This window comes from Heyndrickxia sp. FW510-T9, from assembly GCF_058781025.1.
The window spans coordinates 12652-28469 of record NZ_JBYSWK010000049.1; the positions used below are offsets into that span (position 1 = coordinate 12652).

Below are 15818 nucleotides of genomic sequence, written 5' to 3' on the forward strand. Positions count from 1 at the left end.
TAATTATATTACTTTTGGATTACTGATTTTAATTCACTTTTAACTCTTGATCGTTATTCGTAACGTCCAACACATCTAATAGGAACATAAAGATTGGGATACCAATAATTAATCCCCACACACCGAAAAAGTGCTCAGAAAAAATTAAAACGATAAAAGTATAGAAAATAGGCAAGTTTGTTTTTGATGACATCAACTTCGGATTTAGTATATAGGTCTCGATGGAATGAATCACTAATATTGTAATTACCACATATAAAACCTGCATACCGCCACCAATGCTATAAGCAATTAAACTTAATGGAACAAAGCCTATGATAACCCCTGCAACAGGAATAAGGCCAAGGAAAAAGATTAATATTGCCAACCCGAATAGTTGAGGAAAATGCATAATGGATAATGATATGACGGTTAATACACAATTTACAATTGCAATTATAAACTGTGCTTCAATTACTTTCCCGAAAGAACGAATGAACTTCTCTGCAAAGAATTCAATTTCATTATAAAACGGCGCTATCTTACTATGCTTAAATTTCTTCGTAAAATCAATCAACCGCTGCTTTTCTAATAGGAAAAATAGACTTAACAACAGTGACATGATCACTTGTAGCAACACCTTACCTATACTGGTAAAGTAATTCAAAATAAAAGTAACACTATGCTCTAAGTATGACGAAATTTTAGAACTGTTAATCATATTTACGACATAATTCCACACTTTATTATGATGAGGTTGCGTATAAAATGTTGTTAATTGTTTAATAAGCTGAGAAATTTCATAAATGATGACTGGCAAATATTTTACTATACCGAGTGACAATAACCCAACAATCAAACAATATAAAATAATGACCGTGAGCTTCCGATTAACTGGAATTTTATTTATAATTAAATTCACTAATCGATCCATTAAAAAGGTAAAAATAAATGTTAACAGAATTAGATTGATCATGCTCCTTAAAAAATACAAAACAACTGCAATAAGAGCAAAAATAATCAGTCTTTTAACGCTCTTTTTTTGTGTAAGCATTAGCAGTACATCCATCAGTTTTTCGTGTCCCCTTATATTTTAACTTTGTTTTCTAATTATATTATCATCATCATCTATTGATTATGTTTTTTATATCCATATTTTCCTTCATCATAACACGAAACCGCTATTTGTTATAACTTTTTTCCTTATAAATTATGAATTATTTAAAGCAGCAACAGACTCGAGTTGCCTTCTGTTTCCTGCAAGAAAAAAGTATATACTAACCGTTACAATTAAAGCCATCATCCAAAATAGCCAGTGACCATTCCACTGTTTTAACATCCATCCTCCCATAACTGGACCAACTGAATTTCCAATAGAACGAAATTGCGCTGCTCCAAAGTACGTCCCACGCAATTCTTCCGTTGCAATTTGATCAATGAACACGCTCGTGGATGGGAAAAGAAAAATTTCACCAATCGTTAATAAAACCATCGAGATAATAAAGCTTATCCAGGAGCCAGCAAATCCCATGAAGAGGAAGCCTAAAACAAAGAAGAAACTGCCGAGCATCATCATATGCAGGACACGCCATTTCTCTACAAGATGACTGAGTGGAATTTGTAGTACAACAACCGTTACTGCATTAATGGACAATAATAATGAGAATAATACTGGTCCATTTTCAACCATCCTCCCTAAATGCTGTGGTAAGGATGAATCTATTTGGGAATACCCTATATTCACAAGTATCCCGCCGATAATAAAAAATCTTAAAGAAGAATCCAGTCTGATTATGTTGAATGCAGATTTAATTGTTGACACTTTCTTAACTTGATGGCTCAACTTGACTTTATATTTCCCCAATAAACTAGTTAGGAGCACACCATACATTAAATAAAATGACCCTGTAATCAAAAAAGTTATCGTTGACGATACTACCCCAAAATATGCTCCAAGCAATGGTCCAACAGCTGCACCTATATTGATTGCTGTATAGCGAAGTGAAAAGACTCTTAATCTTTTTTCTGGTTCTGTTAAGTCCGCCATAAGTGCTTGACTCGTTGGTTCAAAAAACGAGCGGCATATTCCATTCAGGGCATTTAATAGAAAAAAAGCTATAGGATCCTTGGCAAAAGAAAATCCAATAAATACAAATGCCCATACAAAAATGGAGGAAAGCATAATTACTTTTCGTCCAAAACGGTCCGACAAGTGCCCGCCTATAAATCCTCCTACTGTACCAGATAATGGGCCAATCCCCACAATGATACCTATGATTACAGGATTAATACCTTCTGTATGGGATAAGTATAAGGCTAAAAAAGGCATTGCCATAAAACTTGCTCCCCTTGCAAATACAGTACCTCCCAGTAATGTCCAAACGATCGGATGAAATCCCTTTAAACTTAGTCGACTCATGATGTTCCCTACTTTCTCCAACTTGAATACGTTAACTATACAAGAAGAAAGTCGATAAGAAAATTATAAATTTTTTAAGTTTAGACATAAGAAATAATAATCTATTAGTAACCAACACCATAAAAAAAGCAAACAAAAAACCATAAACTTTTTAAGCCTATGGTCAATTAGATTTATTTTTCATCTATATTATTTTCTTCTTTTTTTGTTTCCTCACCTTCAGCAAAAATACCACTGAAACCCTTTTTAAACTCTCTTAATGTTTCACCCGCAGCCTTTCCTAATTGTGGAAGCTTGGCAGGGCCAAAAACTAATAATCCTACAATTACTATTAATAGTACTTCCCCAAACCCTAAACTACTCATTAAAATCACTCCTTTATTTGCGAAATTAATATATATAACTTATTTATTGAATGTTTAAATCGAATTTACAAGTATATAATATGCCCAATCTAAGTTCATTTCAACTAAGGACAAATTAATAATTTCCGATAAAAAAAGAAAAATCTGTCTATTTATATTTTAAAAAAAAGGTAAAAACACATCTTTACAACTGAAATTGATGGGAGTATATTTTTATTATAAATTTTATAACTGTATAAACGCTAAATCCAATTGGAGCGGGGGACCCATATTTTGTGAAGCAATTTTTGTTCACTTGGGGTGAATCCTTTTAAAAAGGTAGGGCAATCTCTCATGCCCGAATCCGACAGCTAACCTCGTAAGCGCGAAAGAGAGGAATGAAAGCTTGTGATCATAAAACACTGACCACAGAAGGCTCCATCCCTTCTGTGGTTTTTTGCGTGCTTTTTAATAGAAAAGCGGAAGCGCCTTGCTCATCGACGTACAAACTGTAGGGCTTCGACTGAGATAAAGGAAACACAGGGAGGTAGTTCACGAGCTGATGTTGACTTATCGTAGGGAGAAGACGGAGAAATCCACTAGCCGATAGGCGCTGTAGCTGGACAATACGAAATGCGAAAGTGACATAGTTCTAGCATACAAAATAAAGTTTATACATTCTTACTTTTTAAGAAACAATAATAATATGAACATATTTTAAGGAGAATCATCCATGTACAGCTCAATCAAACGATTTTTAATCGGAAGACCATTGAAATCCCATGAATTAGGTGAGCAAAAATTATCTAAATTAAAAGCTCTTGCTATTCTTTCATCGGATGCTTTATCATCGGTTGCTTATGGAACGGAGCAAATATTAATTGTTTTAGCATCCGTTAGCACGTTAGCCCTATGGTATAACATTCCAATTGGTGTGGGAGTTCTTTTTCTTTTATTGGCATTGACCCTTTCTTATAGACAAATTATTTTTTCTTATCCACAAGGTGGTGGCGCCTATCTTGTATCTAAGGAAAACCTCGGGGTGAATTCCGGGTTAATCGCAGGTGGATCTTTACTTGTCGACTATATATTAACGGTTGCTGTTAGTATCTCATCAGGTACTGATGCCATTACATCTGCATTTCCTGTATTGCATCCCTTTAATGTTGAAATCGCTGTTTTTCTTGTGATATTAATTACGATTCTGAATTTGCGTGGATTAACGGAATCCGCAACTGTTTTAGCTTATCCTGTCTATTTATTTGTATTTGCGATTATTTTCTTAATCATTGTAGGCATTTATAAAGTGGCTACAGGACAAATATCTCCTAATCTACATCCTCATTTAGGGACACCTGTTGCGGGGATATCATTATTCTTGTTATTACGTGCCTTTTCAACCGGATGTTCGGCATTAACAGGTGTAGAAGCAATATCGAACGCTATACCGAATTTTAAAGATCCTGCTCCTAAAAATGCTGCAACAACGTTAGCATTGATGGGAGGAATTCTTGCCGTCCTATTTTCGGGTATTACTTTTTTATCCTATTGGTACGGAATCTCTCCAAGTCCAACGGAGACTGTTGTTTCGCAAATCGTATCTCATACATTTGGACGAAATTTCATTTATTACTTTGTGCAAGGTACAACAGCCTTAATCCTAGTTTTAGCTGCAAATACAGGGTTTTCGGCCTTTCCACAGCTAGCTTATAACTTAGCTAAGGACAAATATATGCCGAGGATGTTTACTATGCGGGGAGACCGCTTAGGCTATTCAAATGGAATCATTTTTTTAAGTATTTTATCGATTATTTTAATTATTGGCTTTAAAGCAAGAACGGAGCATCTAATTCCTTTGTATGCAGTTGGTGTTTTCATTCCATTTACTTTATCGCAAACAGGGATGATTTTGAAATGGATGAAACAAAAACCAAAAGGCTGGGTAACAAAATTAATTATCAACTTAGTCGGCGCACTAATTTCTTTTATCGTTTTTTCGATTATTTTTGTAACAAAATTCCATCAGGTTTGGTTTGTCGTGATTTTTCTTCCTGCCGTGGTTTATCTTTTTCATAGTATTCATAAGCACTATAAAACGGTTGGCGAGCAGTTACGTTGCTCTCGTCCAACAATCGAAAAAATTAATGGGAATGTCTTTATTGTACCTGTTGCAGGTATTACGACTGTTGTCGAAAGGTCCATTAATTATGCGAAGTCTTTAACGGATGAAGTAATTGCTGTCTATATTGCTTTTGACAAGGAAGATGAAAAAAGAATGGAACAAAAGTGGGCGGAGTTGAACAATGGAGTACGTTTAGTAACACTCCACTCCTCATACCGAAGCATCATTTATCCATTATGCAAATTTCTAGAAACAGTACAAACGAAGGTAGCTGAAAATGGGTATGTAGTGACCGTATTAGTTCCACAGTTTATTCCGAGAAAAAGATGGCATAATATCTTGCATAATCAATCTGCCTTACTTATCAGAGCTAGGCTGCTTTGGAGTAAAGATATTGTTGTTGCTACACTTCCATATCATTTTAAAAAGTAAGATAAGAAAAGGGCAGACATCTTGCTCACGGCGTACGGTTGAGTGAACTAATTTAAATGAAAAAAACTTATACTTTCTTATCATTAATTTTTAGAGGGTGGAATTATTAATTCCAGCCCTCTTTTTCCTTTTTCATTTGCAATATCTATTGATTTTTGTCGAAAACACACTATAATATAACAATGTACAAATTGAATATATAAAAATCCTCATCAATCCGGTGAGGTAGAGGTCGCGACTATTAATAGTAAAACGGATGAAATGCTAAGAACATTAATGACTCCGTTTGAAAGGAATTAGTCGCCGAAGTTAAACCATTTTCTTTGGATGGTTTGGCTGGGGCTGTCTCCAAACAGGAACAGAACTGTCACGTTTGTCCCTACCAGGCAAACGTGTTGTGCTATCTTTCGGAAGGTATGATGCGGGTATTGTGATAAGCCGTCGATTTTACTTTCGACGGCTTTTTTGATTCCCCTTTCCTTCCTATAAGGTTCCAGACACCCAAACATTGGGTGCCTAGCACCAACAGCAACTAAAAGGGAGTGTAATAACATTGGAAGTACATTCAGAAACAAATGTAAAACATGTTAATAGCGAGGCACAAACATTAAAGCGAAGCCTTAAATCACGTCACTTAACGATGATTTCTCTTGGAGGAACTATCGGAACTGGACTTTTCCTTGCAAGTGGAGGAGCTATCCATACCGCAGGACCAGGAGGAGTGATTGTTGCCTATTTATTAATCGGAATTATGGTTTATTTCCTTATGACTAGTCTTGCAGAAATGGCTGCTTATATGCCGGTTGCCGGTACTTTTAGTACGTATGCTACTAAATTTGTTGATCCTTCATTAGGGTTTGCCCTTGGCTGGAATTATTGGTATAACTGGGCGATAACGATTGCAGCAGAACTTTCCGCAGCGACTATAATTATGAAGTTCTGGTTTCCGCATACACCATCCCTTATTTGGAGTGCGATATGCTTAATCATCATGTTTTTACTTAACTATCTATCTGTCAAAGGCTTTGGTGAAGCGGAATTTTGGTTTTCCATAATAAAAGTTATTACTGTTATTGTGTTTATTATTACCGGCTTTTTAATGATCTTCGGAATTATGGGAAATAACCCAGTAGGCTTTAAAAACTTTACTATTGGAGATGCTCCCTTCCATGGCGGATTCATGGCATTGCTCGGGATCTTTATGGCAGCTGGTTTCTCTTTTCAAGGTACAGAACTTCTCGGAATTGCAGCGGGAGAAAGCGATAATCCTGAAAAAAGCATCCCAAAAGCGGTAAAACAAGTATTTTGGCGCATCCTATTGTTTTATGTTTTTGCCATTCTTGTCATCGGATTATTAATTCCATACACGGATAAACACCTAGCAACCGATAATATTACGATGAGTCCATTTACGATTATTTTTAATAAGGCTGGGATTGCTTTTGCAGCATCTGTAATGAATGCAATTATTTTAACTGCTGTATTATCTGCTGGTAACTCCGGAATGTATGCTTCTACACGAATGTTATGGGATTTAGCACGTCAAGGAAAAGCACCTAAATTTTTGGCTAAGTTAAACAAAAATGGTGTACCAGTAAACGCATTAATCGTTACATCCCTAATCGGAACATTAGCATTCCTCGCTTCCTTTTTCGGAGATGGAGTTGTATACACTTGGCTATTAAATGCTTCAGGTATGTCTGGTTTTATCGCTTGGCTAGGAATTGCCATCAGCCATTATCGCTTCAGGAAAGCATATGCCGCGCAGGGGCGGGATTTAAGTGAGCTTCCTTATCGATCTAAGCTATTCCCATTCGGACCGATTTTCGCTTTTATTCTTTGTGCGATTGTTATCATTGGACAAAATTATCCTGCTTTTATGGCCGATAAAATTGATTGGAACGGAATTTTAGTATCCTATATCGGTCTACCATTATTTATAATCGTTTGGCTTGGATACAAATTTGTAAAGAAAACGAAAGTAATACCTCTTCAGGAATGTGATTTTACCTATAAAAATTAATCTTCTCAAGACCGTCAAATAGACGGTCTTTTTTATGAACCTTTATATATTCAAAAAAACATATGAATTTTTTCATGACGAATAGAACTCTTTTAATTATCAAATTCTAATAATACCTTTTACTGTAGAGGAGGGTCATAAATGGCACAAACCAGACTGACAAGTGCTGAAATTGGCGGACTTTGGTCCACCTATATGAATACCAGTATGGAGTGGTGCCTAATTACGTATTTTCTCCACCATATTAAGGATTCTGAGATAAGAACTATTCTTGAACAAGCTTTAGTGTTCTCAAATAAAAGATTAGAATTTGTAAAAGAAACTTTTTTAAATGAAAATATCCCGATTCCGGACGGCTTCTCAGAAAAAGATATAAACTTAGAAGCGCCACCATTATTTTATGACCCTTTTGCCCTAACCTTTGTCTATTCACTTAGTAAGATGGATATGATTTTATTTTCTTTCATCACAACAAGTATTTGCCGTTTAGATTTACAGGAATATTTCACAACCATTGTAAAAGAAAATACAGATCTTAATGCGGCTTCCACTACTTTATTGTTATCAAAGGGATTGTACGATAGGCCGCCAATGATTCCATATCCTAGTGGGGTAGAATATATTCACAATGAGTCGTATATAAACGGTTTCATTGGCAAAAAGCGGCCATTGAATGTGATCGAAATCACAGAGATCTTTTCCAATATTGAAAGAAATTATTTTGCCATCTTACTTTGTACGGGACTAATTCAAGTAATCAAGGATCCAGAAATTAAAGAGTATTTGAGTAAAGGGAAAGAAATATCGGAGAAGCAGATCAATCTTTTTAATGATGTATTAATGAAGGAAGACCTTCTAGGAATGGTACCTATCAATATGGAGGTTACAGATTCTACCGACTCCCCCTTTTCAGATAAACTCGTCATGACGCTTTTTTCTGCTTTAAATGCCATTGATATTACCCTAATAGGTCATGCTCTTTCTTTTTCCTTTAGAACCGATTTGTCTGTTCATTATAGTAAATTTATCGGAGAAATACTTTTATATTCAAAAAAAGGCTTTGACATTTTAGTTGATCGTAAATGGCTGGAAAAACCACCTGGAGCTCCTGACAGAGGAAAGTTGCAGAATACAAAATAAAAAGAGCAGTGAACATCTTCTGCTCTTTTTCCTCTCCCTAAATATTTCCTGTCGATATTTCTTCCATTCTTACTTGTGGGAGAAGTTAACAATTCAATCCATTTATTAATAGCTGAAACCATAAATTTGGATTGCCCAATAATGGAGGTTGAACTCCCAACATTGGATACAATACTCCTAACTTTTTGAGGAATCCTCCCAACTTTTGCGGATAGCTTCCCAACCTAATTTGGATTGCCCAATAATGGAGGTTGAACTCCCAACATTGGATACAATCCTCCGAACTTTTCGAGGATTCCTCCCATCTTTTGCGGATAGCTTCCTAACCTAATTTGAATTGCTCAATAAATGAGGTTGAGCTCCCAACATTGGATACATTTCTCCCAACCTTTTGAGAATTTCTCCGAACTTTTGTGGAAACCTCCCAACTTTTGTAGAAATCCTCTCAACTCAATATGAAATGTCCAAAATGGAGATCGAACTCCAAACAAGAATACAATCCTCCGAACTTTTTGGGAAAACCGCTAAACTTCAGTTAGAGCTAGACAACATCACGAAAAAAGACACCTTCGAAAAGGTGCCTTTCTAAAATTAAAATTGAATTTTTTCTTCTAGGAATTTTTTCAAATCGCTAATCGGAAGACGAGTTTGTTCCATTGTATCGCGATCCCTCACTGTAACCATTTGATCCTCTACTGAATCAAAATCATAAGTAATACAGAATGGTGTACCGATTTCGTCCTGGCGACGATAACGTTTTCCGATAGATCCCGTTTCATCGAAGTCAACCATATAATCCTTAGCAAGTTCCGCAAAAATCTCGCGAGCACCATCGGATAATTTTTTCGATAATGGTAAAATAGCTGCCTTATACGGTGCTAAAGCTGGATGTAAATGCATTACTGTTCTAGAAGTGCCATCTTCTAACGCTTCTTCTTCATAAGAATCAATTAGGTAAGCAAGTGTAACACGATCTGCACCAAGTGATGGTTCAATACAATATGGAACATAGCGTTCATTTGTTTCTTGCTCTAGGTAAGTAAAGTCCTCACCTGAGTATTCCATATGTCTCTTCAAATCAAAATCCGTTCTGGAAGCGATACCCCAAAGCTCTCCCCAACCAAACGGGAATTTATATTCAAAGTCTGTTGTTGCATTACTATAATGAGATAATTCCTCGTCTGAGTGATCGCGAAGACGAAGATTTTCTTCTTTTATACCTAATGTTAAAAGCCAGTTCTTCGCATTGCCCTTCCAATAATCGAACCATTTTAACTCTTCGCCAGGCTTACAGAAGAATTCAAGCTCCATTTGTTCAAATTCACGAGTACGGAATGTAAAATTACCTGGTGTAATTTCATTTCGGAAGCTTTTTCCGATTTGACCAATACCAAATGGCAGCTTCTTACGCATCGTTCTTTGTACATTTTTAAAGTTTACAAAAATACCTTGTGCTGTTTCCGGACGAAGAAAAATTTCATTTGTACTAGATTCCGTTACACCTTGGAAGGTTTTAAACATTAAATTAAATTGGCGGATGCCTGTGAAATCCTTGCTACCGCAATCTGGACAAACAATGTCATGCTCTTTAATGAGTTCTTCCATTCGTGAAAACGGTAGACCATCCACTACCATTTCAATACCCTTTTCTTCGAGAGCATTTTCAATTAGTTTATCAGCACGATGTCTCGCCTTACAATTTTTACAATCAATCATCGGATCGTTAAAATTGCCGATATGTCCAGAAGCTTCCCATGTTCTTGGATTCATTAACACTGCAGAATCCAAACCTACATTATAAGGAGATTCTTGAATAAATTTTTTCCACCAAGCTTTTTTTACATTATTTTTTAACTCCACACCTAATGGACCATAATCCCAAGTATTCGCTAATCCTCCGTAGATTTCAGATCCTGGGAAGACAAATCCTCTATGTTTGGCATGTGAAACAACTTGTTCCATGTTTGTACTCATCATTAATCGCTCCTTTTTTGTAAAAAATAATAAAAGCCCTCATCCTCAGACTCACTCGAGTCTGGGGACGAGAGCTGTACTCACGCGGTTCCACCCCAGTTGATGCACAAATATGTACATCCACTTTCCAATGTATGACTCCAGATTGCCGTTTCACTAAGTCTCTTATTGGGCTTTCACCATCCCCAATTCGCTTGAAAGAAAATTCCTTAGTTACTATAGATCCTTCAACATCATATACTTTATTTTTAATGATTATATTACAAGATGGTTTTCTGGAAGTCAATGTTCATGGAATATTAATTTTTTCAAAATAAGGCTATTGACATTTATAACTTAAAATAATATACTTACTTACATAAAGTAACTTGATGAATAATTTATCGTCAAGTGTGAAAACTATATTCAATCTAATTTTAATTATAATGGAGGAAAATCAAATGACAAAATGTAAATGGGTAGTAGACGCAACACATAGTGGTGTAGATTTTTCTGTAAAACATATGATGGTATCTAAAGTAAAAGGAGCATTTCATTCATTTAATGCTACAATCGAAGCAGATCCAACAAATTTAACAACAGCAAACATTGACTTTACTGTAGATGTGGCAAGCATTGATACACGAAATGCTGATCGAGATGGCCATCTTAAATCAGCGGATTTCTTTGATGCAGAAAAATTCCCTACAATGACATTTAAAGCAACAAGCATCACGAAAAAAGGCGAAGATGAGTACGCTGTGACTGGTGATATGAGCATGCATGGTATAACTCACCCAGAAACATTCAACGTAACATTCGAAGGTGTTGCGAAAGATCCTATGAGCGGTGCAGAAAAAATTGGTTTCAGTGCAGAAGGAAAAGTAAAACGCAGTAATTACGGTTTAACTTGGAATGCAGCTCTTGAAACAGGTGGCGTTCTTGTTGGCGATGACATTAAAATCAATATTGAAATCGAAGCTGGAAAAGAAGCTTAAATTTTTTTGAAAAGTAATGGCTAATTGATGAATAATTTCGTATAATCGAATAAGTAAAATTATCCATTACGGGAAGGAGTGGTCTGTATGAAAATGAAAAAATCTTTTCAACATCCATTCCTTTTTATTCATTTAGGAGCAAGGCATTAGCCTTTGCTCCTTTTTATTTGTCTAAAACGAAGGGAGAGCTTTATTTGGTAAAATATCAACGAGTTTTACTGAAGCTTAGCGGTGGTGCACTTGCAGACCAAAACGGGAATAATTTTGATTCGAGCCGCTTAGAGCACATTGCGAATGAAATTTTATCCGTTGTTCAATTAGGGGTTGAGGTATCCATCGTTGTTGGAGGCGGAAATATTTTCAGAGGGAAGCTAGCCGATGAATGGGGTATTGATCGTGTGGAGGCAGATAATATTGGAACACTCGGAACCATTATTAACAGTTTAATGTTGCGAGGAGTTTTAAAAAGCAAAATGGATAAAGAGGTTAGGGTCATGACATCTATCCCCGTTACAACTGTAGCTGAGCCGTATATTCGCTTAAAAGCGATGAATCATTTGGATAAAGGGTATGTGGTTATTTTTGCAGGTGGTAATGGTCAGCCCTATGTCACAACGGATTACCCGAGTGTTCAAAGGGCACTGGAAACTAACTGCGAAGCAATTCTTGTCGCAAAACAAGGGGTTGATGGAGTTTACACTGGCGATCCGAAACTAGATCCAAGTGCGAAAATGTATACCCACCTTAATTATAATGATGTTGTACAAAACAATTTGAAAGTGATGGACCAATCTGCCTTACTGCTTGCACGTGATCATCGATTACCTGTCCATGTATTTAACTTTGATGAAATCGGTGTGATGAAGAAAATTTGCATGGGGCAACATCTTGGTACATTAATCAGTCATGATAAATCCATTTTGATGTAGATCTGTTGCAAAACAGATCTTTTTCATTGACACATTTATTACCTGGTACTAATATTAGTTATTAATACTAACCAATAAATAGGATGGTGAAATTTTATGTACTCAACAGCTCGAATTACGGCAATCGGTACTTATGTGCCAAATAAAACCTTGCGAAATGAAGATCTAGAGAAAATGGTTGATACAAATGATGAATGGATCGTCCAAAGAACAGGCATGAGAGAAAGAAGAGTGGCGGCAGAAGAAGAATTTGCATCCACCCTTGCATTTAAAGCAATTGAAAATTTAATGGAAACATATAATAAAAGTTTGAAGGATGTTGATTGTATCGTTGTTTCCACCACAACACCGGATTATGCCTTTCCTAGTGTTGCATGTCTAATTCAAGAATATTTTCATATTCCTCATACCGGAGCATTTGATTTAAACGCTACTTGTGCAGGTTTCACCTATGCTCTGCATGTAGCTAATACCTTTATTACTTCTGGCATGCATCAAAAAGTGTTAGTTGTTACAACCGAAACTTTAACAAAGGTAACCGATTATACTGACCGATCCACTTGTATTTTATTCGGAGACGGTGCAGCAGCTGTGTTAGTGGAAAAAGATGAAGATAACCCAAGCTTCCTAGCTACCCATATGGGAACGAATGGAGAAGGTGGGATACATGTTTACCGAACGAATCTGGCTACTACCATGAATGGCGTTCCTTTAAAAGCAGACGGAAATATTGTCCAAAATGGTCGTGAGGTTTATAAGTGGGTATCTAGGACACTCCCTCCTTCCATCGAGAAACTAATGCAAAAAGCTGGAAAGGAACTTAGCGATATTAATTGGTTTGTGCCACATAGCGCGAACCTCCGAATGATTGAATCAATTTGTGAACGTTCTGGTATCTCGATTGAAAAAACTTTAACGAGTGCTGAATTTATGGGGAATACCTCTTCTGTTTCTATTCCTCTTTCTTTGCAGCTTGGAATGAATGATGGCAAAGTCAAAAATGGCGATACTATTATGGTTTATGGATTTGGTGGAGGTCTTACACATGCCGGCCACATTATTCGTTGGGATTTGGATTGACATTCTGAAGGGGTGCCTCATTTTCCGTGAGACACCCCCGTTTTATTTTTGCAAAGGAATAAATATGTTCTCTCTTAATAGGTTCAGGAATACTTCTAGAGCTTTCGTCTGAAAAGGCGTTCTAGTAATGACAGAGAATTCACGATTAATAGGCAGACCTTTGATATCGATAATTTTTAAGGAATCTAATAAAATCTCTTTCTGAATGGTCCAATTGGAAAGCAGGCTAATCCCAAGTCCCGCCTCCACTGATTCTTTAATTAGCTGCGTACTGCCAAACTCCATTAATTTTTTGGGAGTAATGTTCCATTTTTCAAAAAAAGAATCCTGCGCCTCCCTTGTCCCTGAACCAGGTTCACGCACAATCCATGTTTCTTTTTCTAAATTCTTTTTATTTATAGTATGGTGCTTGGATGAAGCCACAATCACCATCGAATCTTCGGCAAGTTTTTCTACAATCAAATTTTTTTCCTTATAATTTCCTTCAACAATTCCCACATCCAGCTGATGATTCGCAACTAACTCTGCGATCTCCGTCGTATTTGCGATTGTTATCGCCGGATCAATATCCGGATAACCTGACTGCAATTTAGCCATGATATGAGGCAGAATGTATTCACCGAATGTATAGCTTGCACCTATGCTCAAGGCACCGCTCGCTTTATTGGTTAGATCATCTACAATTCTTTGCATTTTTGTGTACAAGCCTAGTATCTCCTTCGCATGATGGTAAACAACATCACCCGCTTTATTCAACCGAACATATTTATTTGTTCGCTCCAAAAGCCGCGCTCCAACCATTCTTTCAAGTGTTTGGATATACTGACTGACAGCCGGTTGCGTCATATGAAGTTCCTCTGCAGCACGAGAGAAGTTCCCCTTTTCCACAACCGTAACAAATACATGTAAGTATTGATCCATCACCATTCCCCCTTTTACCTCTATTATATAACTTTACTTATGATTACTATCATAATGATTTATTTTTCTTATTCACAAATTTGTTATATTCTTAAGTTACTAAAGGCTCTATTCTTAAACTTTGTTGCTTTTGACCTTATATACTTCTTCATTTTATAATTTAGGATTTTAAAAAAATTACGAAAAGCAAAAATTAAAACGAGAACAGCCTTACTAAATGGGAAACAGGAGTTGATTAAGATGAGTTCTGAACATACTAAGGGATTACCGGCGGAACCTCAAAAGAAAGGATCATCATCCGGAATTGGGCTATGGATTGGTGGAGTTGCCTTCACCTTTTTCATCGCGCTTCTAGGGTATTTTCTTGCGAAGGTTCCTGGATTTGACCATATTGGGCAATTAGCTTGCTCCATCATTATCGCTATTATTTACAGACAGTTTTTTGGTTATCCAGAAATCATCCGAAAAGGAATTACTTTCTCCTCTAAAAGACTTTTAAGAGTAGCTATCATTTTATATGGGTTGAAGCTTAACATTAATGTTGTTTTACACGATGGTTTAGGATTATTACTTCGAGATGCTTGTGTTATAGCGTTTGCAATTCTTCTTACGATTTGGTTAGCAAAAATATTAAAAGCAAACAAAATGATTTCGCTTTTGTTGGGTGTCGGTACTGGGGTATGCGGTGCAGCGGCAATTGCTGCTGTTGCTCCTATTATAAAATCCAAGGATGAAGATACCGCTATTGGTGTAGGGATTATCGCTCTTATCGGAACAGTGTTTGCTATAGTGTACACCATCTTACGTCCATTCCTTCCTCTAAGTCCAGTGGAATACGGAGCTTGGACAGGAACAAGTCTTCATGAAATCGCACAGGTCGCATTAGCTGCAGCTCCCGGCGGCCAAGATGCACTTGCAATCGGACTGCTTGCCAAACTAGGCCGTGTATTTTTACTTGTCCCATTATGTTTCATCTTTATGTACTGGATGAATCGTAAAAATAAAGGTGAAGGACAAACGGGTGCGAAAATTGAATTTCCATGGTTCTTAGTTGGATTCATTATTTTAAGTATTTTAGGAAGTTATGTGCTTGGTCACTCTATCCCAGTTTCTACTGGTGTCATGAATGGAGTTTCCACCGCAACTACGTGGTTGTTAACTGCGGCAATGGTCGGCCTTGGTCTCAACGTAAGTCTTAAAGATCTGCGAACAAAAGCGTTGAAACCGTTAATCGCGATGGTGATTACTTCTATAGTGTTATCTGTGGTTACGTATTTGATTGCGTTGTAGTGAATGGTAGACCGAGATTCACGGTGAAGGGCGTGGGTATCGGTTTTTTTTATTTAGTGCTATACATTATATTTTGGCGGTTTTCCTCATTAGTTGGGAGGTTTTCTCCCGTAGTTCGGAGATTTGTTTACCTTTTTCGGCGTTCTTCCTCATATTTTAGGAACTCCACTTTAAGTTCGACGCTTTCC

General features: G+C 36.7%; 12 protein-coding genes and 2 riboswitches. Of the genes, 7 read left to right on the forward strand and 5 right to left on the reverse strand.

What is annotated here, in order from left to right; genetic code table 11:
- Nucleotides 1-28: 28 nt before the first annotated feature.
- The 3 genes from AC3WJF_RS18785 to AC3WJF_RS18795 form a co-directional block, all read right to left on the reverse strand.
- Nucleotides 29-1048: an AI-2E family transporter gene (locus tag AC3WJF_RS18785; protein WP_492454943.1), complete on the reverse strand. Its 1020-nt coding sequence runs from the start codon at nucleotides 1046-1048 to the stop codon at nucleotides 29-31.
- Nucleotides 1049-1189: 141 nt separating this feature from the next.
- Nucleotides 1190-2398: an MDR family MFS transporter gene (locus AC3WJF_RS18790; RefSeq protein ID WP_492454945.1), complete on the reverse strand. Its 1209-nt coding sequence runs from the start codon at nucleotides 2396-2398 to the stop codon at nucleotides 1190-1192.
- A gap of 173 nt (nucleotides 2399-2571) precedes the next feature.
- Nucleotides 2572-2763: a twin-arginine translocase TatA/TatE family subunit gene (locus AC3WJF_RS18795; protein WP_492454947.1), complete on the reverse strand. Its 192-nt coding sequence runs from the start codon at nucleotides 2761-2763 to the stop codon at nucleotides 2572-2574.
- A gap of 230 nt (nucleotides 2764-2993) precedes the next feature.
- A riboswitch (cyclic di-AMP (ydaO/yuaA leader) is annotated at nucleotides 2994-3143 on the forward strand.
- A 332-nt stretch (nucleotides 3144-3475) separates the two neighbouring features.
- Between AC3WJF_RS18795 and AC3WJF_RS18800 the strand changes: the two genes are divergently transcribed.
- The 3 genes from AC3WJF_RS18800 (at nucleotide 3476) to AC3WJF_RS18810 (ending at nucleotide 8459) form a co-directional block, all read left to right on the forward strand.
- Nucleotides 3476-5296, forward strand: coding sequence for an APC family permease (locus AC3WJF_RS18800; RefSeq protein ID WP_492454949.1), 1821 nt, complete (start codon nucleotides 3476-3478; stop codon nucleotides 5294-5296).
- Between the two features lie 218 nt (nucleotides 5297-5514).
- Nucleotides 5515-5707, forward strand: a riboswitch (Lysine riboswitch).
- Between the two features lie 136 nt (nucleotides 5708-5843).
- On the forward strand, nucleotides 5844-7319 hold the full coding sequence (locus AC3WJF_RS18805; protein ID WP_492454965.1) for an amino acid permease: 1476 nt from the start codon (nucleotides 5844-5846) through the stop codon (nucleotides 7317-7319).
- Between the two features lie 141 nt (nucleotides 7320-7460).
- A complete protein-coding gene (locus tag AC3WJF_RS18810; protein WP_492454951.1) occupies nucleotides 7461-8459 on the forward strand; it encodes a DUF3231 family protein in 999 nt (332 codons plus the stop codon).
- A gap of 591 nt (nucleotides 8460-9050) precedes the next feature.
- On the opposite strand, the gene AC3WJF_RS18815 is transcribed toward AC3WJF_RS18810, so the two are convergent.
- Nucleotides 9051-10433: a glycine--tRNA ligase gene (locus AC3WJF_RS18815; RefSeq protein WP_492454967.1), complete on the reverse strand. Its 1383-nt coding sequence runs from the start codon at nucleotides 10431-10433 to the stop codon at nucleotides 9051-9053.
- 440 nt (nucleotides 10434-10873) lie between these two features.
- Between AC3WJF_RS18815 and AC3WJF_RS18820 the strand changes: the two genes are divergently transcribed.
- From AC3WJF_RS18820 to AC3WJF_RS18830, 3 genes are all read left to right on the forward strand, one after another.
- Entirely contained in the window at nucleotides 10874-11410 is a 537-nt protein-coding gene (locus AC3WJF_RS18820; RefSeq protein ID WP_492454953.1) for a YceI family protein, read from the forward strand.
- 194 nt (nucleotides 11411-11604) lie between these two features.
- The gene (gene pyrH, locus AC3WJF_RS18825; RefSeq protein ID WP_492454955.1) at nucleotides 11605-12339 is read left to right on the forward strand and encodes a UMP kinase; all 735 of its coding nucleotides are present in this window, start codon (nucleotides 11605-11607) and stop codon (nucleotides 12337-12339) included.
- Between the two features lie 96 nt (nucleotides 12340-12435).
- Nucleotides 12436-13419 carry a ketoacyl-ACP synthase III gene (locus tag AC3WJF_RS18830; RefSeq protein WP_492454957.1) on the forward strand — a complete coding sequence of 328 codons (984 nt, stop codon included), beginning with the start codon at nucleotides 12436-12438 and terminating at the stop codon, nucleotides 13417-13419.
- Nucleotides 13420-13461: 42 nt separating this feature from the next.
- Here AC3WJF_RS18830 and AC3WJF_RS18835 read toward each other — a convergent pair whose 3' ends face one another.
- On the reverse strand, nucleotides 13462-14340 hold the full coding sequence (locus AC3WJF_RS18835) for a LysR family transcriptional regulator (RefSeq protein WP_492454959.1): 879 nt from the start codon (nucleotides 14338-14340) through the stop codon (nucleotides 13462-13464).
- A gap of 240 nt (nucleotides 14341-14580) precedes the next feature.
- Here AC3WJF_RS18835 and AC3WJF_RS18840 point away from each other — a divergent pair, with 240 nt between their 5' ends.
- Nucleotides 14581-15630, forward strand: a complete 1050-nt coding sequence (locus AC3WJF_RS18840; protein WP_492454961.1) for a YeiH family protein — start codon at nucleotides 14581-14583, stop codon at nucleotides 15628-15630.
- Nucleotides 15631-15818 lie beyond the last annotated feature (188 nt).

Excerpts from the sequence above, each read along its gene's own strand:
- AC3WJF_RS18785 (WP_492454943.1), bottom strand. The coding sequence starts at position 1,048 with ATGGATGTACTGCTAATGCTTACACAAAAAAAGAGCGTTAAAAGACTG.
- AC3WJF_RS18790 (WP_492454945.1), bottom strand. The coding sequence starts at position 2,398 with ATGAGTCGACTAAGTTTAAAGGGATTTCATCCGATCGTTTGGACATTA.
- AC3WJF_RS18795 (WP_492454947.1), bottom strand. The coding sequence starts at position 2,763 with ATGAGTAGTTTAGGGTTTGGGGAAGTACTATTAATAGTAATTGTAGGA.
- AC3WJF_RS18800 (WP_492454949.1), top strand. The coding sequence starts at position 3,476 with ATGTACAGCTCAATCAAACGATTTTTAATCGGAAGACCATTGAAATCC.
- AC3WJF_RS18810 (WP_492454951.1), top strand. The coding sequence starts at position 7,461 with ATGGCACAAACCAGACTGACAAGTGCTGAAATTGGCGGACTTTGGTCC.
- AC3WJF_RS18815 (WP_492454967.1), bottom strand. The coding sequence starts at position 10,433 with ATGAGTACAAACATGGAACAAGTTGTTTCACATGCCAAACATAGAGGA.
- AC3WJF_RS18820 (WP_492454953.1), top strand. The coding sequence starts at position 10,874 with ATGACAAAATGTAAATGGGTAGTAGACGCAACACATAGTGGTGTAGAT.
- AC3WJF_RS18830 (WP_492454957.1), top strand. The coding sequence starts at position 12,436 with ATGTACTCAACAGCTCGAATTACGGCAATCGGTACTTATGTGCCAAAT.
- AC3WJF_RS18835 (WP_492454959.1), bottom strand. The coding sequence starts at position 14,340 with ATGGATCAATACTTACATGTATTTGTTACGGTTGTGGAAAAGGGGAAC.
- AC3WJF_RS18840 (WP_492454961.1), top strand. The coding sequence starts at position 14,581 with ATGAGTTCTGAACATACTAAGGGATTACCGGCGGAACCTCAAAAGAAA.